At 64.0% G+C, this 21,772-nt stretch carries 19 protein-coding genes; 5 read left to right on the top strand and 14 right to left on the bottom strand.

Going from position 1 to position 21,772, the window contains the following annotated elements:
• Positions 1 to 36 precede the first annotated feature (36 nt).
• From C4K38_RS14040 to C4K38_RS14030, 3 genes are read left to right on the top strand one after another with little or no spacing between them, the layout of a single operon-like run.
• A complete protein-coding gene (locus tag C4K38_RS14040) occupies positions 37 to 1,281 on the top strand; it encodes an exonuclease SbcCD subunit D C-terminal domain-containing protein (protein WP_053278888.1) in 1,245 nt (414 codons plus the stop codon).
• A complete protein-coding gene (locus tag C4K38_RS14035; protein WP_053278887.1) occupies positions 1,278 to 4,919 on the top strand; it encodes an AAA family ATPase in 3,642 nt (1,213 codons plus the stop codon). Before C4K38_RS14040 ends, C4K38_RS14035 begins: the two co-directional genes overlap by 4 nt.
• Positions 4,916 to 5,515, top strand: a complete 600-nt coding sequence (locus tag C4K38_RS14030; protein WP_053278886.1) for a glutathione S-transferase — start codon at positions 4,916 to 4,918, stop codon at positions 5,513 to 5,515. Before C4K38_RS14035 ends, C4K38_RS14030 begins: the two co-directional genes overlap by 4 nt.
• Positions 5,516 to 5,646: 131 nt before the next feature.
• On the opposite strand, the gene C4K38_RS14025 is transcribed toward C4K38_RS14030, so the two are convergent.
• From C4K38_RS14025 to C4K38_RS13995, 8 genes are all read right to left on the bottom strand, one after another.
• On the bottom strand, positions 5,647 to 5,904 hold the full coding sequence (locus tag C4K38_RS14025; protein WP_053278885.1) for a hypothetical protein: 258 nt from the start codon (positions 5,902 to 5,904) through the stop codon (positions 5,647 to 5,649).
• Complete coding sequence (locus C4K38_RS14020; RefSeq protein WP_053278884.1) at positions 5,901 to 6,107, bottom strand: hypothetical protein; 207 nt, start codon at positions 6,105 to 6,107, stop codon at positions 5,901 to 5,903. The genes C4K38_RS14025 and C4K38_RS14020 overlap by 4 nt, the downstream gene beginning before the upstream one ends.
• A 115-nt stretch (positions 6,108 to 6,222) precedes the next feature.
• Positions 6,223 to 6,348, bottom strand: a complete 126-nt coding sequence (locus C4K38_RS32720; protein WP_256577876.1) for a hypothetical protein — start codon at positions 6,346 to 6,348, stop codon at positions 6,223 to 6,225.
• 212 nt (positions 6,349 to 6,560) lie between these two features.
• Complete coding sequence (locus C4K38_RS14015) at positions 6,561 to 6,740, bottom strand: hypothetical protein (RefSeq protein ID WP_007923220.1); 180 nt, start codon at positions 6,738 to 6,740, stop codon at positions 6,561 to 6,563.
• A gap of 167 nt (positions 6,741 to 6,907) precedes the next feature.
• Complete coding sequence (locus tag C4K38_RS14010) at positions 6,908 to 8,080, bottom strand: lactonase family protein (protein ID WP_053278883.1); 1,173 nt, start codon at positions 8,078 to 8,080, stop codon at positions 6,908 to 6,910.
• Positions 8,067 to 8,360 (bottom strand): DUF5629 family protein, encoded by a 294-nt coding sequence (locus C4K38_RS14005; RefSeq protein ID WP_016704661.1) that lies wholly within the window; start codon positions 8,358 to 8,360, stop codon positions 8,067 to 8,069. The genes C4K38_RS14010 and C4K38_RS14005 overlap by 14 nt, the downstream gene beginning before the upstream one ends.
• A gap of 276 nt (positions 8,361 to 8,636) precedes the next feature.
• On the bottom strand, positions 8,637 to 11,012 hold the full coding sequence (locus tag C4K38_RS14000) for an efflux RND transporter permease subunit (protein WP_025809183.1): 2,376 nt from the start codon (positions 11,010 to 11,012) through the stop codon (positions 8,637 to 8,639).
• Positions 11,013 to 11,059: 47 nt separating this feature from the next.
• Positions 11,060 to 12,109, bottom strand: a complete 1,050-nt coding sequence (locus C4K38_RS13995; protein WP_053278882.1) for a WD40/YVTN/BNR-like repeat-containing protein — start codon at positions 12,107 to 12,109, stop codon at positions 11,060 to 11,062.
• Positions 12,110 to 12,498: 389 nt separating this feature from the next.
• Between C4K38_RS13995 and C4K38_RS13990 the strand changes: the two genes are divergently transcribed.
• A complete protein-coding gene (locus tag C4K38_RS13990) occupies positions 12,499 to 14,172 on the top strand; it encodes a SulP family inorganic anion transporter (RefSeq protein WP_053278881.1) in 1,674 nt (557 codons plus the stop codon).
• A gap of 28 nt (positions 14,173 to 14,200) precedes the next feature.
• Here C4K38_RS13990 and pepN read toward each other — a convergent pair whose 3' ends face one another.
• The 6 genes from pepN to C4K38_RS13960 are packed head-to-tail and all read right to left on the bottom strand — an operon-like array spanning position 14,201 to position 20,705.
• Complete coding sequence (gene pepN / locus C4K38_RS13985; protein WP_053278880.1) at positions 14,201 to 16,858, bottom strand: aminopeptidase N; 2,658 nt, start codon at positions 16,856 to 16,858, stop codon at positions 14,201 to 14,203.
• A 13-nt stretch (positions 16,859 to 16,871) separates the two neighbouring features.
• A complete protein-coding gene (locus tag C4K38_RS13980; protein ID WP_053278879.1) occupies positions 16,872 to 17,702 on the bottom strand; it encodes a DUF2797 domain-containing protein in 831 nt (276 codons plus the stop codon).
• A complete protein-coding gene (locus tag C4K38_RS13975; RefSeq protein ID WP_007920905.1) occupies positions 17,699 to 17,959 on the bottom strand; it encodes a YeaC family protein in 261 nt (86 codons plus the stop codon). Before C4K38_RS13975 ends, C4K38_RS13980 begins: the two co-directional genes overlap by 4 nt.
• Positions 17,960 to 17,974: 15 nt before the next feature.
• Positions 17,975 to 18,847: a rhomboid family intramembrane serine protease gene (locus tag C4K38_RS13970; protein WP_053278878.1), complete on the bottom strand. Its 873-nt coding sequence runs from the start codon at positions 18,845 to 18,847 to the stop codon at positions 17,975 to 17,977.
• Complete coding sequence (locus C4K38_RS13965) at positions 18,844 to 19,815, bottom strand: metallophosphoesterase (RefSeq protein ID WP_053278877.1); 972 nt, start codon at positions 19,813 to 19,815, stop codon at positions 18,844 to 18,846. Before C4K38_RS13965 ends, C4K38_RS13970 begins: the two co-directional genes overlap by 4 nt.
• Positions 19,815 to 20,705, bottom strand: a complete 891-nt coding sequence (locus C4K38_RS13960) for an NAD(+) kinase (RefSeq protein WP_025809190.1) — start codon at positions 20,703 to 20,705, stop codon at positions 19,815 to 19,817. Before C4K38_RS13960 ends, C4K38_RS13965 begins: the two co-directional genes overlap by 1 nt.
• A 104-nt stretch (positions 20,706 to 20,809) precedes the next feature.
• Here C4K38_RS13960 and C4K38_RS13955 point away from each other — a divergent pair, with 104 nt between their 5' ends.
• Positions 20,810 to 21,760 carry a DUF1853 family protein gene (locus tag C4K38_RS13955; protein WP_053278876.1) on the top strand — a complete coding sequence of 317 codons (951 nt, stop codon included), beginning with the start codon at positions 20,810 to 20,812 and terminating at the stop codon, positions 21,758 to 21,760.
• Positions 21,761 to 21,772 lie beyond the last annotated feature (12 nt).

Raw genomic sequence — 21,772 nt, 5'->3', positions numbered from 1 at the left:
TCCCTGCGGCTCACCTGATTGTTTGCGGAGTTTGCCTTGCGTCTGTTTCACACCTCCGACTGGCACCTGGGGCAGAACCTCCATGGCCAGGAACGCGATTTCGAGCATGCCTGCTTTCTTGAATGGCTGTTGCGCCAGCTGGCGCTGCACAGCCCTGACGTGTTGCTGATCGCCGGCGATATCTTCGACACGGTCAATCCTCCGGTCAAAGCCCAGGAGCGGCTGTACGACTTTATCGTCAGCGCCCATGAACAGCAGCCCGGCCTGACCATTGTGATGATTGCCGGCAACCATGACTCCGGTTCGCGTATCGAGTTGCCGGCACCCTTGATGCGGCGTCTGCGCACCCATGCCCTGGGTCGGGTGTTGTGGCTGGACGATGGGCAGTTGGACAGCGAGCGTCTGTTGTTGCCGTTGCCCGATGCCAGCGGTGCAATTGCCGGTTGGTGCCTGGCGCTGCCGTTCCTGCGGCCGGCGGAGGTCACTGGCGCGCACCTGGGGGACGATTACCTGCGGGGTATCGGCCAGGTGCATGAATGGCTGATCGCCGCGGCCAATGCCAAGCGCCAGCCGGGCCAGGCGCTGGTCGCCATCAGCCACGCGCACATGGCCGGCGGTTCGGTGTCGGAAGACTCCGAGCGCAGCCTGATCATCGGCAACGCCGAGGCCCTGCCCGCCAGCCTGTTCGGCCCGAGCATCAGCTACGTGGCCCTGGGGCATCTGCATAAGCCGCAGAAGGTCAACGGCGAGGAGCGCATCCGCTACAGCGGCTCGCCGATCCCGCTGTCGTTCTCCGAGATCGGCTACCAGCACCAGATCCTCGATATCCAGCTCGACGGCGAAACCCTGGTCAGCGTCGAGCCGCGGCTGATCCCGCGCGCGGTCAACCTGCAACGCCTGGGCCCGGCGCCGCTGGCGGAGATCCTGCTGCAACTGGCGGAACTGCCGGACATCGACCTGCTGGCCGAAGAACAGCGCCAGCCCTGGCTGGAAGTGCGGGTACGCCTGGACGAGCCGCAGCCGGACCTGCGCCAGCAGGTGGAAAGCGCCCTGGACGGCAAGGCCGTGCGCCTGGTGCGGATTGCCGCCGAGTACGCCGGCAACGGCGGCCGCGAGGGCGACGACGGCGCCGCGCAACTGGTGGAGCTGGACCAGCTCAGCCCCCAGGACCTGTTCAGCCGCGCCTGGCTGGACAGCTACGGCAGCGAGGTGGATGAACAGACCCTCAAGGACTTCGCGCAACTGCTCCAGGAAGTGCAGCACGAGGAGGAGCAGCCATGAAGATTCTCGCCATCCGCCTGAAGAACCTGGCCTCCCTGGCCGGCCCCTTTGAAATCGACTTCAGCGCCGAGCCCCTGGCCAGCGCCGGGCTGTTCGCCATCACCGGGCCCACCGGCGCCGGCAAGAGCACCCTGCTCGATGCGCTGTGCCTGGCGCTGTTCGGCGCGGTACCGCGGCTGAACAATATCGGTCGCGAAACCAAGGTGCCGGAGGTGGACAGCGAGATGCTCACCAGCGACCCGCGCACCCTGCTGCGGCGTGGCACCGGCAGCGGTTACGCCGAGGTCGACTTCGTCGGCATCGACGGCCATCGCTACCGCGCCCGCTGGGAAACCAACCGCGCCCGGGACAAGGCCAACGGCAAGCTGCAGGCCAGCAAGCAGAGCCTGCACGACCTGGACAGCAATCAACTGCTGGCCAGCCAGAAGCGCGACTACGAGCAATTGATCGAAGCCAAGCTGGGGCTCAACTTCGAGCAGTTCACCCGCGCGGTGATGCTGGCCCAGAGCGAGTTCAGCGCCTTCCTCAAGGCTGACGACAAGGAACGCAGCGAGCTGCTGGAAAAGCTCACCAACACCTCGATCTACAGCCAGCTCGGGCGGCGCGCCTACAGCAAGAGCAAGGACGCCGAGGAACAGCACAAGACCCTCAAGGCCCAGGCCAGCGGCATCACCCCGCTGGAGCCCGAGGCCCGCGCCGAGCTGGACCAGCGTTTCGATGCCGCCCAGCAGCAGCTCAAGGCCCAGCAGGCGCAACTCAAGCAGCTGGAGCTGCAACACGCCTGGCTCATGGAACTGCAGCAGTTGCAGGACCAGCATCAGAGCGCCGCCGAGCAACTGCAACAGGCGCAGATAGCCTGGGAAGGTCTGGCCAGCGAGCGGACCAGGCTGACCCGCCTGGAGCAGCTGGCGCCGCAACGCCATCAGTTCGCCCGGCAGGTGGAACTGAACCAGCAACTGACGCCGCTGCGCGAGCAGATCCGGCAACAGCGTCAGCAACAAGGCGCGGAGCAACAACGCCAGGGCGAACTGGAGCAGCAGCTGGGTACGGCCCAGGCCGCTCTGCTCGCCGCCCAGGAACAACAAAGTTCCAGTGCCCCGCTGCTGCGCGAGGCCTTTGCCGAGCAAAGCACCCTCGCCCACCTGGGCAAGACCTGCGGCGAAGCCGGCGAACTCCAGGACAAACTGCAACAGGCCAGCGAGCAAGGCCAGCAGGCGATCCAGGCCATGCTCGAACAGCAGCGCCTGGTGGGCGAACGCCTGCAGCGGATTGCCGAGCAGCTGGAACACAGCACCCATCTGGCGCCGCTGAGCGATGCCTGGAATGCCTATCGCGATCGCCTGCAACAGCTGATGCTCGCCGGCAACCGGCTGAACAAGGGCCAGGAAGAACTGCCCGGCCTGCAACAACGGGCCGCCAGCGCCGCGCAACAACTGGCGGCGCAACGCGATGAGCTGCAAGTGCTGTACAGCGAAGCCGGCGCCGAGCCCCATGCGGTGGCCGAACAGTTGCAGATCCTCAGCGACCTGCTGCAGGACAACCGTAAGCAACAGCGCGCGTTCGAAGAACTGGCGCGGCTGTGGGCCAGCCAGCAGGAGCTGGACAAGCGCGGCGCGGAGCTGGCGGACAAGCTGCAGACCGCCGCACGCCAGCGCGAAGAGCTGAACCGGATCGGCTTACAGAGCAAGGCCGAACTGACGATCGCCGAACAGACCCTGACGGTGACCCAGCAACTGCTGGAGCGCCAGCGCTTGGCGCGCAGCGCCAGTGTCGAAGAGCTGCGCGAGCAGTTGCAGGACGATCAGCCCTGCCCGGTCTGCGGCAGCCACGAGCATCCCTACCATCAGCCCGAAGCGCTGTTGCAGAGCCTGGGTCGCCACGACGAAAGCGAAGAAGCCAACGCGCGCAAGGCGGTGGATGAACTCAAGGAAAAACTCGCCGAACTGCGCAGCCAGGTCGGCGGCCTGATCGCCCAGCAGAAGGAATTCCTCCAGCAACAGGAACAACTGGCAAGCCAGCAGCAGGCCCTGGCGCCGAGTATCGAAGCCCATCCGCTGTCGGCGGCGCTGCTCGACCAGGACGCCAGCAAGCGCGATGCCTGGCTGAACCAGCAACTGAGCCAGCTGAACCAGAGCATCCAGCAGGACGAACAGCGCCAAGGCGCCCTGCTGAAACTGCAAAAGGACGCCGGGCGCCTGCAACAGCAACTGCAAGCGGCGGTCGAGGCCAGCCAGGAAGCCACGCAACAGCTGACCCAGCAGCAACAGCAGCTGGGCGCGGATCGCCAGCGCCTGGAGGAAGAGCTGTCCGCGTTCGCCACCCTGCTGCCGGCCGATACCCTCGAAGCCCTGCGCAGCGACCCGGCCGCGACCTTTATGCAGATCGACCAGCAGGTCATGCAGCGCCTGGCACAGCTCGACCAACAGAAGGACGAACAACAGGAGCAGCAACAGCGCCAGCTGGCCCTGGACAAGGAACAGGACCGCCAGCAGACCCGCGTGCAGCAACTGCAAGCAGCCCAGGAGCAATTCAACACCCTGGCCGAACAACAGCAAGGCGCCCGCAACAAGCTCGCGCAACTGCTGGGCGAACACGCCAGTGCCGAGCAGTGGCAGCAGCATCTGGAACAGGCCGTGGAACAGGCGCGCGCCGCCGATGTGCTGGCCAACCAGCAGTTGCAGGAAGTCCGCAGCCTGCTGGTGCAGCTGGGCGCGGAACTGCAGGGCAAGGAAGAACGCCTGCTGGCCCTGGAAACCGAACAGCAGGAACTGGGCAGCAGGATCGCCGACTGGCGCCAGCAGCACCCGGAACTGGACGACGGCGGCCTGGAACAGCTGCTCAGCCTCGACGACCAGCAGGTCGCCGCGCTGCGTCAGCAACTGCAAGCCAGTGAAAAGGCGGTGGAACAGGCCAGGGTCCTGGTCACCGAACGCGAGCAACGCCTGCACAGCCATCAGGCCCAGCACGACGGCCAACTCGACGCCGAACAACTGGCCAACGCCCTGAGCGAACTGCACAACCAACTGGCCGCCAGCGAACAGCTGAGCGCCGAACTGCGCGCCCAGCAGAGCGAGGACCAGCGCCGGCAGGACGCCAACCAGGCGCTGAGCGAGCAGATCGCCCAGGCCTACGCCGAATGGCAACGCTGGGCGCGGCTCAATGCCTTGATCGGCTCGGCCAGCGGCGACACCTTCCGCAAGATCGCCCAGGCCTACAACCTCGATCTGCTGGTGCATCATGCCAACGCGCAACTGCGCCAGCTGGTGCGGCGCTATCGCCTCAAGCGCGGCGGCAGCATGCTCGGCCTGCTGGTGATGGACACGGAAATGGGCGATGAACTGCGCTCGGTGCATTCGCTGTCCGGCGGCGAAACCTTCCTGGTGTCCCTGGCGCTGGCCCTGGGCCTGGCGTCCATGGCCTCCAGCACGCTGAAGATCGAGTCGCTGTTTATCGACGAAGGTTTCGGCAGCCTCGATCCGGAATCCCTGCAACTGGCGATGGATGCCCTCGACGGCTTGCAGGCCCAGGGGCGCAAGGTGGCGGTGATTTCCCATGTGCAGGAAATGCACGAGCGGATTCCGGTGCAGATCCAGGTACGGCGCCAGGGCAATGGCCTGAGTACCCTGGAAGTGAAATGAATACTTTGTATTCGTTCCGCCGCTGCCCCTACGCCATGCGTGCGCGCCTTGCGCTGCGCTACAGCGGGGTGCCGCTGGAGATAGTCGAAGTCAGCCTCAAGGCCAAGCCGGCCGAGATGCTGGCGCTGTCGCCCAAGGGCACGGTGCCGGTGCTCAGCGTTGACGGGCGGGTGATCGACGAAAGCCTGGACATCATGCGCTGGGCCCTGGCCCAGCACGATCCGCAGGATTGGTTGTTGAAGGACGATGGGCCAGCGCAGCAACGGATCGAAGCGCTGATCGCGGAAAACGACCAGGTGTTCAAGTTGCACCTCAATCGCTACAAATACGCCGAGCGTTATCCCGAGCAGCCGATGGAGCATTACCGTGGCCAGGGAGAGCTGTTTCTGCGCCAGCTGGATGAGCTGTTGAGCCAGCAGGATTACCTGCTGGCGGATCATCCGAGCCTGGCGGACATGGCCCTGGCGCCTTTCGTGCGGCAGTTCGCCCATGTCGATCGCCAGTGGTTTGCGCAGACGCCTTATCTGAATCTGCAGCGCTGGTTGCAGCGGTTTCTCGAGTCGGAGCTGTTTGTCGCAATCATGGCCAAGGCCTGAGCCTGACACCTGTTCTGTAGGAGCGAAGCTTGCTCGCGATAAATCCGCAACGATAACGCGATGCGATGGATAGAGCGCTGCTGCGCAGCTATCGCGAGCAAGCTTCGCTCCTACAGAAGACTGTGTTGCGTTCAGGCCAGCACACTGCACATCTGCAACGCCGAGCAATCGACGCTGAATGGGCCCAGGATCGCGGCCTTGGGTTTGGCTGGCGGGTTGCCGGCCAGCAGGCCCTGGGCCTTGGCGGTTTCAATGTTGTGGGCAATGTTGTGATTGCATTCGATGGCCCGGGCCAGCGAACCCGCCGAGCCCTGCCCTATCCCCAGCAAGGAGGCGCCATTGGTCATGAACGCCAGGATGGCAATGACCCAGAACCTGCGTCCCTTCATAGCAGTGCCACTCCCGCATCCGCAGCCTGCTCGGCGGCTTGCGCGCGGTGTTCGAACTGGATGGCCGGGTAAGCGACCTGGATCGGCGGTTGCACCGTCGACGGGGTCTGGGCCGAGAGGCTGACCAGGAGCACCATGGCCAGGTACAGGCCAATGGCGACATAGGCGCCGCGCTTGGCAGAGGTGAGGATCGAGTGGGCCATGGTGGTCTCCGTGGGCATGTTTCAGTGCCCACAGAATCCGTTAAAAGCGCCCGCCGCAGAAACAACCTCGGTGCATAGTCACCATCAGTTGGATTGATCGTAAATCCGCGGCCAATCAATCCTGGAGCAGGGTCAGCATGCGCTCGCGGGAGGTTTCCGGCTCGCCTTCGACAGGCTGGGCAGCCGAGAGAATCGGGGTGGAATAAAGGAACAGAAGAACCACTGCCAGACGCATCGCCATGCTGTCGATCCTTGGAAAGGAGGAGTCAATTAATTAGCGTCAAATTTAAACATATGGCGATGTGACATTACCAAGCTAATTTGCCTGGCATGGGGGAAAACGTCGCATACAGGTAATGCAGGAGCGACATCACTGCTGATCCACCGGATGAACGAGTCCATTCAGGGAAGCCAGTGACTTCGCTCCTGCATACCTGGGCGATGCGGGGAGTTTCAGTGTTGGATCTTGTGATCCAGCGCGGCGTAGAAGTTGGCGCTCTGTTGCAGGTATTTCTGGGTGTAGGTGTTGGTCGCGGATTTCTTCTCGCTGATTTCCACGTTGGCGCTGGCTGGCAGGGCCACGGTAGCGGAGATGGCGGAAGCGGCGATCACGGAGAAGAGATTGAAGTTCATTGGGTAACCCTCGTATGCAGTCGGCTTGTTTGCCCGGAAGCCTTGATGCGCCGGGCCGTGAAGCAAAACTACGCCCGAGGGTTGGCGGGTTGAAATTTTTTCCAGCAGTAGCAGATATCAGCGTCATTAATAGAAAGGCTCAGGCCCCGTCAACCGGGGCCTGCGGCCTATTGACGCACCAGGAATTTGATATCGCTGGGTGAATCGAACGGCAGTTTCTGCACGGTCTTGCCGAGGAAACCGGTCTTGGCGTCGCGCTCGATCACCACGATTTCGTTGCTCTTCTGGTTGCCGATCAGCACGTACTTGTTGCTCGGATCGAGGCTGAACTCACGAGGGTGATCGCCCTCCACCGAACGCCGCTGGATCTCCTTGAGCTGGCCGGTGGCTTCGTCGATGGCGAACACCAGCAACTGATTGGCCGTGCCGCGGTTGCTCACGTACAGGTACTTGCCGTCCTTGGAGGCATGCAGCGCGCCCGCCGCCTTCTTGTCCTTGCCGCCGCTGGTCAAGTCGAGGATCTGCTTCTGGGTCAGCTTGCCGTCCTGGTAGTCGAACACCACCACCTGGGCGCTCATTTCCATGGTCAGGTAGGCGTGCTTGCCATCGGCGCTGAACAACAGGTGGCGTGGGCCGCTACCCGGCGGCAGCTCGACGAACGCCGGCTCGGCCGCGGTCAGGGGATGTTCGGCGTTGGCCTTGGGGTCGTAGCGGTAGACGAAGATCTTGTCCGCGCCCAGGTCGCTGGCGAACACGAACTGGCCGTCCGGCGACGACACCACCGAATGCACGTGGGCCGAGACCTGGCGCTCAGGGTTGACCCCACTGCCCGGGTGGCTGCTGAGCTGGACCACCGGCGACAGCTTGCCATCGGTACCGACCGGCAACACCGCGAGGCTGCCGCCCGGATCCGCGACCACCGAGTAGTTGCTGACGAACAGGTAACGGCCATCGCCGCTCAAGCTGGAATGCGTCGGCTCGTTGCCCAGGCTCTGCACCTGGTTGATAGGGTTCAGCTTGTGGCCCTTGGCTTCGATGCTGAAGCTGCTGACCCGGCCGATCGGGTCGGTTTGTCCCGGGCCGTTCTCGTTGACCACGAACAGCTGCTTCTGGTCCTTGGACAGGGTCAGCCAGGACGGGTTGGCGCTCTTGACCACCTGCAGCGGCTTGGCCTCGATCTTGCCGGTGCGGCCGTCGAACTTGAGGCGGTAGACGCCTTCGCTCTGGCCCTGGGTGTAGGAACCGACCAGCAGTTCCTGGGTCTCGACCGGCGCGGCCTGCACGGCCATGGCGCCGACACTGCCAGCCATCAGCAGTGGCCAGAAGTTACGCATCCTCATGTTCATCCTCCTCATCGTTACGGGCACTGAAAGCACTCATGCACACCAGGCGGTGCTCACCGGAATCGCCGACGATGGTCCAGCTTTGCAGGGTGTCGTCGAAGGTCGCGGCGTTGACCTGGGCCAGGCTGAAACTCCAGCGCTTGGCCGCGCGGCCGTCCATGCATTCGATCAGCAGCTGCTGGTCGTCAAGGGTGAAGTCGAAGGCATGCAGCCCGTCGATTTCCAGCATGTCGCAGGCTTGGAGGGCAGTCAGCAAAGTGTCTGTAGCGGCAGTCATGGTAGTCAGTCAGCAATGGAAAGCGGCCATGATAGCGGGTCCGGCGCGGCGCGGCTGTAGTGGCATTGCAAAGTTCGCGCGCTGCTGCTGCAAACCCTGTAGCCGCTGGCGAAGCCTGCGCCAGGGCCCAAGGTCCTCCTGGGCCCGGAAGACCGCCGCGACCGTGCCGGTCGCTCGCAGCCTCACGGGCTCGGCAGCGGCTACAGGGACCGGTGAGCCTTAGCGGGCAATAAAAAACCGCGACCTGGGTCGCGGTTTTGGTTGAGGCCTCGAAGCTTAGTGGGCGAACAGCGAGTTGCCCTTCTGCCCCGCCAGTTTCTCCGGCTTGATCAGGAACCGCGCCAGCGCCGGCAGCAGCCACAGCGCGCCGAACATGTTCCACAGGAGCATGAAGGTCAGCATCAGGCCCATATCGGCCTGGAACTTGATGGCCGAGAAGATCCAGGTGGCGACGCCGATGGCCAGGCACAGGCCGGTGAACAGCACTGCCTTGCCGGTGGATTTCAGGGTCTGGTAGTAGGCTTCCTGCAACGGCAGGCCGGCACGCAGGAAGCTTTCCAGGCGACTGTAGATGTAGATCCCGTAGTCCACGCCGATCCCCACCCCGAGCGCCACCACCGGCAAGGTCGCGACCTTGACGCCGATGCCCATGAACGCCATCAGCGCGTTGCCCAGCACCGAGGTCAGCACCAGCGGCAGGACGATGCACAGGGTCGCCGCCCAGGAGCGGAAGGTGATCATGCACATCACCGCCACGCAGATGTACACCAGCACCAGGATGGTCAGTTCCGAGCGCTTGATCACCTCGTTGGTGGCCGCCTCGATCCCGGCGTTACCGGCTGCCAGCAGGAATTCCAGGCCGTCCTTGTTGTTCTCCTTGGCGAACTCCTGCACCGCATGCACCGCGCGGTCGAGGGTCTCGGCCTTGTGGTCGTTGAGGAAGATCAGCACCGGCGCCAGCGAGCAGTTGTTGTTGTACAGGCCGTCGGCGCGGGCGATGGAGTTGTTCAGCACATCCGGGTTGCGCGACAGGGTTTCCCATTTCAGGTTGCCCTCGTTCATGCCCTTGATCATCTGCTTGGACACGGTCACCAGGGAGATTGCCGACTGCACGCCCTCGGTGTTCTGCATCTTCCACATCAGCTCGTCGATCGGCGCCATGGCTTCGTAGCGCGAGCAACCTTCGGAAGCGGTCTTGACCATCACCACCAGCACGTCGGAACTGGTGGAGTAGTTGTTGATGATGAAGTTGTTGTCCTTGTTGTAGCGCGAGTCCGGACGCAGCTCCGGCGCGCCCTGGTCGAGGTCGCCGATCTTCAGGTTCTGGCTGTACCAGAGGCCGCCACCGAAGGCCAGCAGGGCCAGGAAGATCGACACCGGGGCGACTTTCGGGCTGGCGAAGTTCGACAGCAGGCGCCAGAACGGATGCTCGCGGGTGGCGTCCTTCTTGCTGCGCTCGATCGCCCGCTTGCTGATACCGACATAGGAAATCGCCACCGGCAGCAGGATCAGGTTGGTGAACACGATCACCGCCACGCCGATGGACGCACCGATGGCCAGCTCACGGATCACCCCGATATCAATGATCAGCAGGGTGATGAAGCCCACGGCGTCGGCGAGGATTGCGATCATGCCCGGCAGGAACAGCTGGCGGAAGGTGCGCCGGGCCGCGGTCAGGGCGTTGTCGGCGCCGCTAGATTGCAGGGCGATACCGTTGATTTTCTGCACGCCGTGGGAAATGCCGATGGCGAAGATCAGGAACGGCACCAGCATCGAGTAAGGGTCGAGGCCAAAGCCCACGGCATGCATCAGGCCCAGCTGCCAGACCACCGCCACCAGGGTGGTGATGAGCACGGCGATGGTGCTGCGGATGCACCAAGTGAACCAGTACAGCAGCACCAGGGTGATCAGGAAGGCGACGCCGAAGAACATCACCACCATGATCAGGCCATCGATCAGGTCGCCGACCTTCTTGGCGAAACCGACGATGTGAATCTTCACATTGGGGTTCTGCGCCTCGAACTTGTCACGGATCTTCTCTTCAAGCTGGTGGGAGAACTTCTGGTAGTCCAGGGCCAGCAGCTTGCCCTGGTCTTCCGGGTCCGGGTAGGACTCCAGCAGCGGAATGTCGACGATGCTCGACTTGAAGTCGTTGGCCACCAGGCGCCCGACCTGGCCCGACTTGAGCACGTTGTTGCGCAGCAGGTCGAGGCTGTCGGCCGAGCCGTTGTAGCTCTGCGGGATCACTTCGCCGCCGGCGAAGCCCTCCTCCGTCACCTCGGTCCAGCGCACGCTGGGGCTCCACAGCGACTTCAGGCCGGAGCGGTCGACGCCGGAGATGTAGAACACCTCGTCGTGGATCTGCCGCAGCGTCTCCATGTAATCCTTGGTGAAGATGTCACCGTCCTTGGCCTCCACCGAGATGCGCACGGTGTTGCCCAGGTTCGCCAGGTCGTTGCGATGCTCCATCATCTTCTCGATGAAGGGATGCTCGAGCGGGATCATTTTTTCGAAGCTGGTGGACGGCTTGATCAGCGTGGCCTGCCAGAACAGGAACACGCTGACCAGCAGGCAGATCACTATCACTGCCGGGCGGTTGTTGAAAATCAGACGCTCGAGAAACGTCGCCTTGTCGGTTTGATGACTGCTCATGGAAGTGTTCCCGCCTTCTTATTATTGGCCCGGCTTGCTTGCCCTGATTATTTTCCGAGATCGGCGCCATTCGACGAGGTCGAGCGCACACCGCCCTGCCCCGCCAGAATCAGGTTGCCATTGCCGGCTGCCGTCACCGCTGCCAGGGAGATCCGGTCCGGACGGTTGTAGACGCTGAAGGTCAAGCCGTTGTCGGTGCTGCGCACCACGCTGCCGCCGTTACCGACGATCACCAACGAACCGTCGTCCAGCAGCGTGGCGCCGGAAAGGCCGAACTCCAGGCTGCCGCGAGCGGCCTTGAGCTCGACCTGTTCCCAGGTGCTGCCGAAGTCGGTGGAGCGATAGAGGTTGCCGCGCAGGCCGTAAGCCAGCAGCGTGGCGGGCTGGGCGGTGCCGATCACGCCGAAGAACGAGCCCTCATAAGGGCCTTCGAGGCGTTCCCAGGTCTGCCCCCAGTCGGCGGAGCGGAACATGCTGCCCTGCTCGCCGACGATGAACAGGCCGGAGTCCTTCACCGCAGCGATGGCGTTGAGGTGGTACTGGTCTTCGTTGTCCAGGCGGTCGCTGGCGTCTTCCCAGTGCTTGCCGCCATCGGTGGTGGCCAGCAGCGCGCCGTAGGCACCCACGGCAAAACCCTTGTTGGTGTCCTGGAACCACACGTCCAGCAGCGGCGCTTCGCGCTTGAGGTCTTCGAATTGCTTGGTCCAGGTCAGGCCGCCGTCTTCGCTGGCGAGCACCTGGGCATCGTGACCGACGGCCCAGCCGTGCTGGGCGTCGACGAAATACACCGCGGTCAGCAGCTGCCGGGTCGGCACCTTGGCCTGGGTCCAGGTCTGGCCCTGGTCGTCGGAATAGAGAATGTGCCCGCGATCGCCGACGGCGACCAGGCGCGAACCGGCATGCACGACATCGAGCATCAGGCCCTTGCTGGCCTTGGCCGATTCGGTGGAATAGACAGTGTCCGCCGCGGACGCAGCGGCCTGGACCGGGGCCGGCAACAGGGCGACCCCCAACAGCGAGAGCGCTGTAGCCAGCAACGCAAATCTGCGCAAGGCCGGCGGGCGGCAGGAACTCACACCCATGACAGGCTCACTCATAGACCTCTCCCCCATTTATTATTGTTAGGTCGTTCAACCTTTACAGGGCGCCGTTCGGGGCGGTTAGGACAATGTCCTGAAACCTGCAATCTAGAGCCCCTTCGGAAGCTGACCTATCCTATCGGGCTTTCGAAACGTCTGACAATCGACGCCACGTTATCTTTTGTTAACCACCGTACCCGGCCTGGAGCCTGAATACTCAGTCGATACTGGCCCGGCGTACGAAGAGTAGCCGAGGCTGGAACGCAAACGCCGCGGATTCCACTCAGCGCCGGTATCAGCCTGTACCCAATAGTCGCGCAAAGACTGATTCAGGCCATGGGCCCCGCCCCCTGGCTTTGGCTATGATGAGCTGCACGGGTTTGCGAGTCGGACTCCAGGAGTGAGCGATGATTGCCATACGCGAGGCGTGGAAAGCCGGATTGCTGGGACGCGCCCACTGGGCCCGCAACCTGGTGTCCGGGGTGATTGTCGGCGTGGTGGCGCTGCCCCTGGCCATGGCCTTCGCCATCGCCTCCGGGGTCAAGCCCGAACAGGGGATCTACACCGCCATCGTCGGCGGCCTGCTGGTGTCGCTGTTCGGCGGTAGCCGCTTGCAGATCGCCGGACCTACCGGGGCCTTTATCGTGATTCTGGCCGGGGTCACCGCCAAGTACGGGGTCGACGGCCTGCAACTGGCGACCATGATGGCCGGAATCATCCTGTTCCTGCTGGGCATCAGTCGTCTCGGGGCGCTGATCAAGTTCATCCCGGACCCGGTGATACTCGGCTTTACCGCCGGGATCGGGGTGATCATCTGGGTCAGCCAGTGGAAGGATTTCTTCGGCCTGCCCGCCGTCAGCGGCGAATATTTTCACCAGAAGCTCTGGCACCTGCTGCAGGCCCTGCCCGACCTGCACCCGGCCACCACCCTGCTGGCCCTGCTCAGCCTGGCGCTGTTGTGGGGCGTGCCCAGAATCCCGCAGCTCAAACGCCTGCCGGCACCCCTGGTCGCCATGACCCTGGCCACCGCTCTGCAGTCAGTGTTCCAGTTCGACGGCGTGGCCACCATCGGCAGCGCCTTCGGCGGCATTCCCCAGGGGTTGCCGGCGTTGCACCTGCCTGAAATCAACCTGCCCCGGGTGCTGGACCTGATCGGCCCGGCCTTCGCCATCGCTATGCTCGGCGCCATCGAGTCGCTGTTGTCGGCGGTGGTGGCCGATGGCATGGCCGGCACCCGCCACGACTCCAACCAGGAACTGATCGGCCAGGGCATCGCCAACCTGGCCACGCCGCTGTTTGGCGGATTCGCCGCCACCGGCGCGATTGCCCGCACCGCGACCAATATCCGCAACGGTGGCAGCAGCCCGCTGGCGGGCATCACCCATGCGCTGGTCCTGGTGCTGATCATCCTGTTTCTCGCGCCGCTGGCGGCCAATATCCCGTTGTGCGCCCTGGCGGCGATCCTGTTCGTGGTCGCCTATAACATGAGCGAACTGCACCACTTCAAGCGCATGGTGCAACGGGCGCCCCGGGCGGATGTGGCGATTCTGCTGGCCACCTTTGTTCTCACGGTGTTCAGCGATCTGGTGATCGCGGTGAATATCGGGGTGATCCTGGCGATGCTGCATTTCCTGCGGCGCATGGCCTCCTCGGTGGAGGTACAACAGGTGGTGGAACAGGACCTGCAACACGAGCTGCACGGCAACGGCCAGTTGCATCTGCCGCCGGGCGTGCTGATCTACACCATCGAGGGGCCGCTGTTCTTTGGTGCCGCGGAGACTTTCGAGCGCGCGCTGGCGCAGACCCACAGCGACCCGCAGGTGCTGATCATTCGCCTGAGACACGTGCCTTTCATGGATATCACGGGCTTGCAGATGCTGGAGGAAGTGATAGGCCAGCTGCACAAGCGCGGGATTGTGGTGAAGCTGTGCGAAGCCAACCTCAAGGTCCACACCAAGCTTGAACGGGTCGGCATCCTGCACGCCATAGGCGCGCAGAACTATCACCGGGATCTGTCGGACGCCTTACAGAGCATGAACCCTGGCGTCGAGCCCCCCAACCCGACACCCCATCCTTTATAGGCGTCGGGCCAGTTCCTAGGAGAGAGGGTCAGGCCAGGCTTTTGCTGACCACTTCGAACACATCACTGGACAGCTCGCCGGAGGCGCGGATGCGTTCCAGCTCGCCTTTCATCAGCGCCTGGCGGGCGCTGTCGTATTTGCGCCAGCGGGTCAGCGGCGCCAGTTGCCGCGAGGCGATCTGCGGGTTGAAGCCGTTGAGCTGGATCACCAGGTCGGCCAGGAAGCGGTAGCCGGAGCCGTCCGCGGCGTGGAAGTTGATCAGGTTCTGGCCGGCGAAGGCGCCGATCAGGGCGCGCACCTTGTTCGGGTTCTTGATGTTGAACGCCTTGTGCTGCATCAGCGCCTTGACCCGCTCCAGCCCGCCCGGCAGCGTGCTGCCGGCCTGGACGCTGAACCACTGGTCCATGACCAGGGCATTGTCCTTGAAGTGCTCGGCGAATACCGCCAGGGCCTTGGCCTTCTCGGCCTCGAACGGCGAGTTGACCAGCACCGCCAATGCCGTCAGGCGCTCGGTCATGTTGTCGGCGGCGTCGAACTGTTCGATGGCCGCCGCCAGCACTTGCGGCTTCTCGGTGAGCATCAGGTACGACAGCGCGATGTTTTGCAGGGCCCGACGGGCGAAGTGCGCGGACTCGGCAACGTAGCCGGTGGTCCGGGAGACCTCGCGATTGGCCTGGTAACGCTTCCACAAGGCATCGAACAGGCTGTCGGCCAGTTGCTGGCGGGCGAACTCGCGCGCCGCGTGAATGGCCTCGACATCCGCCACTTCGCTGATTTCGGTCAGGTAGGCCTCGCCCGGCAGCGAGAGCATTTCCGCGACCATGGCCTGGTCCAGGCTGTCGTCGGCCAGCAGCGTAGCCAGCGCGGTGACCAGACGCTGGTCCAATACCAGTGCCTGGCCTTGCTGATGCTGGGCAATCAGGTCTTGCAGCACCTGCACCGCCAGTTGCTGGCCAGCGTCCCAGCGGTTGAAACCGTCGCTGTCGTGCTGCATGAGGAACATCAGCTGGTCGCGGTTGTACGGGAAGCTCAGCTTCACCGGCGCCGAGAAGCCGCGCAGCAAGGATGGCAGCGGTTGTTCGGCGATGTCGACGAAGGTGAAAGTCTGCTCGGCTTCAGTCACCGAGATCACCCGCGAAGTGCCTTGCGCGGCGGTTTCGCCAGCCAGGCGCAGGGCAATGGCCGCGCCCTTGGCGTCCAGCAGGCCCAGCTCGACCGGAATCACGAACGGCAGTTTTTCCACCTTGTCCGGGGTTTGCGGGCAGCTCTGTCGGAAGGTCAGGCTGTAGGTCTTCGCCTTCGCGTCATAGGCCTCGCTGACCGCCAGGCGTGGGGTACCGGCCTGGCTGTACCAGCGCTTGAACTGGGCGAGGTCGATGCCGTTGGCGTCTTCCATGGCCTTGACGAAATCGTCGCAGGTCACGGCCTGGCCGTCGTGGCGCTGGAAGTACAGGTCGCTGCCCTTGCGGAAGCCTTCGGCGCCCACCAGGGTGCGGATCATGCCGACCACTTCCGAGCCCTTCTCGTACACGGTCAGGGTGTAGAAGTTGGAGATCTCGATAAAGCTTTCCGGGCGCACGGCGTGAGCCATGGGGCCAGCATCTTCGGCGAACTGGTGGGTGCGCAGGTAGGCCACGTCCTGGATGCGCTTGACCGTGCGCGAGTTCATGTCCGAGGAGAAACCGGCATCGCGGAATACCGTGAAGCCTTCCTTGAGCGACAGCTGGAACCAGTCGCGGCAGGTCACGCGGTTGCCCGACCAGTTGTGGAAGTATTCGTGGGCGACGATCGCCTCGACCCGCTGGTGCGCGGCGTCGGTGGCGGTTTCGGCGCGGGCCAGCACGGCGCTGGAGTTGAAGATGTTGAGGCCCTTGTTCTCCATGGCGCCCATGTTGAAGTCGTTGACCGCGACGATCATGAAGATGTCCAGGTCGTACTCACGGCCATAGGTCTGTTCATCCCAGCGCATGGACTTCTTCAGGCTGGTCATGGCGTGCTGGCACTTGTCGATGTTTTCCGGCTCGACATAGATGCGCAGCGCGACCTCGCGCTGGTTCATGGTGGTGAAGCTGTCCTCGACGCACCACAAATCGCCCGCCACCAGGGCGAACAGGTAGGCCGGTTTCATGAACGGGTCTTCCCAGGTCGCCCAGTGCCGGCCGTCTTCGCCCGGCCCGCTGGCGATCGGGTTGCCGTTGGACAGCAGCACCGGATAGCTGTGCTGCTCGGCGACCACTGTGGTGGTGAACTTACTCATCACGTCCGGGCGGTCGAGGTAGTAGGTGATCTTGCGAAAGCCCTCGGCCTCGCACTGGGTGCAGAACATGCCGCTGGACTTGTACAGGCCTTCCAGGGCGGTGTTGCTTTCCGGGTGGATCTTGACGCTGGTGTCGACTGTGAAGGATTCGCTGGTCGGCTGCAGGGTCAGGTGGTTGGCGTTCAGCTGGTAATCCGCGGCCGTCAGCTCGCGGTCGCCCAGGGACACCGACAGCAGCTCCAGCTGCTGGCCATCGAGCACCAGCGGCGGCAGGCCGCCACCATGCACCGGATTGCGGCGCATCACCAGTTGCGCATGGACCAGGCTGTGGTCCTCGAACAACTCGAAGGTCAGGTGTGTTTCGTCGATCAGGTACTCGGGCGCCTGATAGTCCTTCAGGTAAATCATCTTCGGTTGTTCGGTGCGCATGCGTCGAATCCTTCTACTGATGCACGGCGAGCTGGTAGGCCGTGTATTTACGAATATTGATCACGCCGGTATCGAAGATCAGGTATTGGCCCTTGATCCCCAGCAGCGTGCCTTCGGCAATCGGGTTCTTGTCCAGGTTGAAGCTGACGATCTTGGCCGGGTACTGCTCGACCGGGTAGCGGATCTCGATCGGCTCGACATCGCTGACCGGTTGGATCGCCTGCAGGCCGAAGCGTTCCTGCAAGGCGAGCAGGCCCTCGGCGCAGGAAGCGAACAGCTGGTCGCGCACCTGCGCCAGGTCCACCGCCTCGGCGTCGCCCTTGAGCAAGGCGCGCCAGTTGGTCTTGTCGGCCACCTGGGTGCGGAACAGGTCCTCGACGAAACCGGACTGCTGGCGGGTCGCCACGCGCATGATCGGCAGCGCCTGGCTGGCGCCCTGGTCGAGCCAGCGGGTCGGCAGTTGGGTGGCGCGGGTGATGCCGACCTTGATCCCCGACGAATTGGCCAGGTACACCACATGGTCGGTCATGCAGAACTGCTCGCCCCAGGACGGCTCGCGGCAGGTGCCGGCGTCGTAGTGGCAGCGTTCCGGGCTCATGATGCAGACATCGCACTGGGCCAGCTTGGTCATGCACGGGTAGCAGTAACCCTGGCTGAAGCTGGTCTTGGTCTTGCGCCCGCAATGGGTGCAGTGGATCGCCCCCAGGTATTCCAGGCGCAGGGTGCTGCCGATCAATGGATTGACCGGCACCTCGGTGTCGCCAAGACGAAAGGCGTACTGCACATCCGCCCCGTCCAGGCGCGCCGACATTTTACTGATGGAGCCACGGCCAATCTCGATCAATGGATGGCATCCGACTTGAACAGGATATTCGGCACTTCGATCGACTTCGACGCACACTCCTGCGGGCCCATGTAACCGGTGCGCTGCTCTTCGGGCAGGTTCTGCATTTCCCAGGCGATCATCGCCTGCAGGGACAGTTCGCGCTGCTCGGCGGTGAGCTTGCGGCCATCGGACCATTTGCCGATCTCTACCGCCAGTTTCAGGCTCTGGTAGATGTCCGGGGTGATGTTTTCAATCATTTCAACAAACGACGACATAAGCGGTCTCCAGCATTAGAGGGCCAGTTTACGGCGGCTGTACAAGCCGCCCAACAAACCTGTGAGGCATCCGACGAGCAACCCGCCGACGTGGGCGGCGTTGGCGATTTCACCGAAACCGATCACCGAGATCAGCCCCGACATACAGATCAGCAACCACACCAGCATCATCGCCAGGACCCCGCGAGGCAGGCGATAGGCCGGGTTGGGCGAGAGCAACTGATAGATCCAGCAATGCCCGAGCAGGCCGTAGAGCACGCCGGACAGGCCGCCGAACAGGCTCGGCCCGCTGAACAGGTATTGCGCGTAGTTCGACACCAGGCTGAACAGCAACGTCAGGCCCAGCAGGTTGATACTGCCCTGGCGCTGTTCGATGCGCCGCCCCAGCTCCCAGTACCACATGCCGTTCATGGCGATGTGCAGGAAGCCGAAGTGAATCAGCATCGGCGTGACCAGGCGCCACCACTGCCCCGCCGCCAGGCTGTCGGCCAGGGGCGTGAACTGGATGTAGTCGCCGACCACGCGGAATTCGAGGAAGGTCAGCCAGCGCAGGGTGCCGAGGTTCTCGCCGAGCAGGGTCAGCGCAGCAACGATCAGGCTCAGCAGCAGGATCAGCGCGGTGGCCGGGCTACGCCGCAGTTGCTCGACGAACCCCGGGCGGCGCATGGCGGCGCCGGCCTCGGGGATGTCCAGTTGCTGCTCGGGATCGCCCGCCGGAAAACGCTCGTACAACGAACGCACGTCTTCGCTGATGGCGTCCGGCACCCAGAGCACCTGCTCCCCCGCTTCCTCGCTGACCCGGTGCGGCACCTGCATGCGCTGCAACAGTTTGACGAAGCCACTCAGGTCCACATTCAACGGCAGGCGCAATACCGCAACAGCACTCATTGCTGCACCTCCGGTCGCTCGACATAGACCCAGACGAATTTATCCGGGTCCAGACGGGTTTCCTGGTCCAGGCGATAAGCCACCAGCCTGCCGTAGAGCACCGCGCTGTAATCCAGGCAGGCCAGGTTCGAGCGAATCGGCGCCGGTTTGCCGCTGCGCCAGTAATGGCCGACGAACAGCAAGGGCTCATCGACGCCGTAGCGCAGCAGGTTGTTTTTCTCCGCCGAGGACAGCGGCGTGCGGGCCACCGGCTCGGGCAGCGCATCGGGCTGGAACACGATGTCGCCGTAGGTCTGTGGGTCGTCTTCCCAGAACTTGGTGCGGAAGAACGAACGGGTCAGGCCATCGCCGCTGGTCATGGTCAGGCCATGGGGCAGGCGCATGTCAGTGCCGCGCAGCAGCCGGTCGAACACGTTATTGGCGAAGCTGCCGGGTACCGCCGAGGCCTGGAGGAAGTGCTCGTCGATGCAGCCGTCGGGGTATTGCGCCCGCAGCGGCTCGATCAGGCCGGCGTCCCAGCAGGCATGCACCACGCGAAAACGCCCGGCGTCGATGAACAGCGGCATCTCGTAGAACCAGGCGAGGAAATCGTGCCAGTCCTTGGGGTACTGCTCGAATTGCGCCAGGGTCTCGTTGATCAGGCGGGCATGGCGCGGCGTGTGTTCGCGCACGAAATGCCTGCCGCCGCCGGGCGCTGCCGGGGTGACCCAGCCCAGGGCGTTGAACTCATGGTTACCCATGACGCACAGCGCCTGGCCGGCCTCGACCATGTCGTGGACGATGTGCAAGGCTTCGCGGATTCGTGGGCCGCGGTCGATGATATCGCCGAGGAACACCGCCATGCGCGACGAATGCCGCCAGACGCCGCCCTGCTTGCGATAACCGAGCTTGTCCAGCAAGTGCTCAAGGGTCAGGGCGCAACCGTGCACGTCACCGATCAGGTCGTAGCTACGCGCGGGATCGAGCATCAGTCGCCTCCACCACCCAGTCGACTGCCCCAGCCGAGCTTGGTCCGGCAGACCTCGTAATAGTTGTGGTCCAGCGGGTGGATCAGGCGCAGTTTCTGCGCCTTCTTGCTGACGGTGATGGTGTCACCGGGGGCACAGGTGAAATGGTTCTGCCCGTCGCAGGAAACCTGCGGGTAGATCTGCATATCCTTGGACACGACGATTTTCAACTCGCTGTTGCCATCGACCACGATCGGCCTTCCCGACAAGGTATGGGGGTACATCGGCACAATCACAATAGCGTCGAGCTTGGGATGCATGATCGGCCCACCGGCGGACAAGGCGTAGGCAGTGGAGCCGGTCGGCGTGGCGACGATCAGGCCGTCGGCCTTCTGGCTGCAGACGAACTGGCCGTCGATGTAGATCTCGAACTCGATCATCCGCGTCGACTTGCCCGGGTGCAGCACCACATCGTTGAGCGCATCGCCCTGGCCGATGGCTTCGGCGTGGCGCCGTACTTCGGCCTGCAGCAGGAAACGGTTTTCCACCAGGTAGTGGCCGTCGAGGACTTCGGCGACCTTGACTTCCAGCTCGTCCGGACGAATGTCGGTAAGGAACCCCAGGCTGCCCCGGTTGATCCCCAGCACCGGAATATTGTGGCGCGCCAGGGCGCGGGCCGCGCCCAGCAGGCTGCCGTCGCCACCGACCACAATCACCATGTCGCAGACTTCGCCGAGCAGCTTGCGCGAGGAGGTCTGCAGGCCGTGGCCGGGCAGCACTTCGGCAATGGTGTCTTCGAGAATCACATGCAGGTGGCGGGCGAGCAGAAACCTTTTCAGTCGGCGAACTGTGTCCAGCACCTGCGAACTGCCCAGGCGACCGATAATGCCGATATTGCGAAATTGCTCCATGGGGCTCCTGCAGGGTTCTGGGACGGGCAAAGCACAGATTATGGGCGAAAGCCGGCCATAGACAAAATCCTTTCAGCCTCGACGTTAGGCGCTATGCTCGCAGAATGATCCTGTTTCCCGGCTTGCTCGACCTCCCCCGCCAGTTGCGCCACCCCGAAGTGCGCGACCTGGCCTGGGTCATCCTCGCGCCGCCGATGCTCGACGAGACGCCCTGGCCGCAGCGCCATCCGCTGGCCGGCAGCGACTGGGTGCAGGCGCCGCAGCTGCTGGCGCACTGGTTGCGTCAGTTGGACCAGGACGGCCGCGCCCTGCGCCGCTGGCTGGCCCTCGGGCCGACAAAACGCTTGGGCCTCTATTACGAACGCCTGTGGCAATTTGCCGTACAGCACGCGCCCGGCGTCGAACTGCTGGCGGCCAACCTGCCGATCCGCCGCGCCGGCCACACCCTGGGCGAACTGGACATGCTGCTGCGCGATCGCGACGGCATCCACCATCTGGAACTGGCGATCAAGCTCTACCTCGGCCCGCAACATGGCAACGGCGCGGACACCGCGTTATGGCTGGGCCCTGGCTGCCACGATCGCCTGGACCGCAAGCTGGCGCACCTGAACGAACACCAGTTGCCGATCTCCGCCCGGGCCGACAGCCTGGAAGTGCTGGCGGCCATGGATATCCAGGACTTCAGCGCCCACCTGTGGCTCGGCGGCTACCTGCTCTACCCCTGGCCCGGCACCACCCAACCGCCCCGCGGCGCCCACCCGCAGCACCTGCGCGGGCGTTGGCTGCACCAGCGCGACTGGCCGGCCTTTATCGCGCAAAGCCCGCCCGGGCGCTGGCAACCCTTGCCACGCCAGGCCTGGCTGGCGCCGGCGTCCTACCCGGCGGAGCAGACCTGGAGCGACCCGCAGCTGCAAGCCTGGCTGGAGGAACTCGACCTGCACGCCCCGGCGCAACTATTGGTGCGCCTGACGGAAAACCGCGCCGGCGACTGGGAGGAAGCCGAACGCCTGTTCCTGGTGGCGGACCTCTGGCCGAATGTGCCGGGGACGGCTTGAGCCGCCCTCAGT

The sequence above is a fragment of the Pseudomonas chlororaphis subsp. piscium genome, from assembly GCF_003850345.1.
Taxonomy (GTDB): Bacteria; Pseudomonadota; Gammaproteobacteria; order Pseudomonadales; family Pseudomonadaceae; genus Aquipseudomonas; species Aquipseudomonas piscium.
Note: the sequence above shows the minus strand (reverse complement) of the source record. Positions and strands in the feature narration are given on the sequence as shown.

Coding starts and splice junctions, on each gene's coding strand:
- C4K38_RS14010 (WP_053278883.1), bottom strand. CDS start 8,080: ATGAGGATGCGTAACTTCTGGCCACTGCTGATGGCTGGCAGTGTCGGC.
- C4K38_RS13955 (WP_053278876.1), top strand. CDS start 20,810: ATGATCCTGTTTCCCGGCTTGCTCGACCTCCCCCGCCAGTTGCGCCAC.
- C4K38_RS13990 (WP_053278881.1), top strand. CDS start 12,499: ATGATTGCCATACGCGAGGCGTGGAAAGCCGGATTGCTGGGACGCGCC.
- C4K38_RS14035 (WP_053278887.1), top strand. CDS start 1,278: ATGAAGATTCTCGCCATCCGCCTGAAGAACCTGGCCTCCCTGGCCGGC.
- C4K38_RS14030 (WP_053278886.1), top strand. CDS start 4,916: ATGAATACTTTGTATTCGTTCCGCCGCTGCCCCTACGCCATGCGTGCG.
- C4K38_RS13960 (WP_025809190.1), bottom strand. CDS start 20,705: ATGGAGCAATTTCGCAATATCGGCATTATCGGTCGCCTGGGCAGTTCG.
- C4K38_RS14020 (WP_053278884.1), bottom strand. CDS start 6,107: ATGGCCCACTCGATCCTCACCTCTGCCAAGCGCGGCGCCTATGTCGCC.
- C4K38_RS14015 (WP_007923220.1), bottom strand. CDS start 6,740: ATGAACTTCAATCTCTTCTCCGTGATCGCCGCTTCCGCCATCTCCGCT.
- C4K38_RS13975 (WP_007920905.1), bottom strand. CDS start 17,959: ATGTCGTCGTTTGTTGAAATGATTGAAAACATCACCCCGGACATCTAC.
- C4K38_RS13965 (WP_053278877.1), bottom strand. CDS start 19,815: ATGCTCGATCCCGCGCGTAGCTACGACCTGATCGGTGACGTGCACGGT.
- pepN (WP_053278880.1), bottom strand. CDS start 16,858: ATGCGCACCGAACAACCGAAGATGATTTACCTGAAGGACTATCAGGCG.
- C4K38_RS13995 (WP_053278882.1), bottom strand. CDS start 12,109: ATGAGTGAGCCTGTCATGGGTGTGAGTTCCTGCCGCCCGCCGGCCTTG.
- C4K38_RS14000 (WP_025809183.1), bottom strand. CDS start 11,012: ATGAGCAGTCATCAAACCGACAAGGCGACGTTTCTCGAGCGTCTGATT.
- C4K38_RS14025 (WP_053278885.1), bottom strand. CDS start 5,904: ATGAAGGGACGCAGGTTCTGGGTCATTGCCATCCTGGCGTTCATGACC.
- C4K38_RS13970 (WP_053278878.1), bottom strand. CDS start 18,847: ATGAGTGCTGTTGCGGTATTGCGCCTGCCGTTGAATGTGGACCTGAGT.
- C4K38_RS14005 (WP_016704661.1), bottom strand. CDS start 8,360: ATGACTGCCGCTACAGACACTTTGCTGACTGCCCTCCAAGCCTGCGAC.
- C4K38_RS32720 (WP_256577876.1), bottom strand. CDS start 6,348: ATGGCGATGCGTCTGGCAGTGGTTCTTCTGTTCCTTTATTCCACCCCG.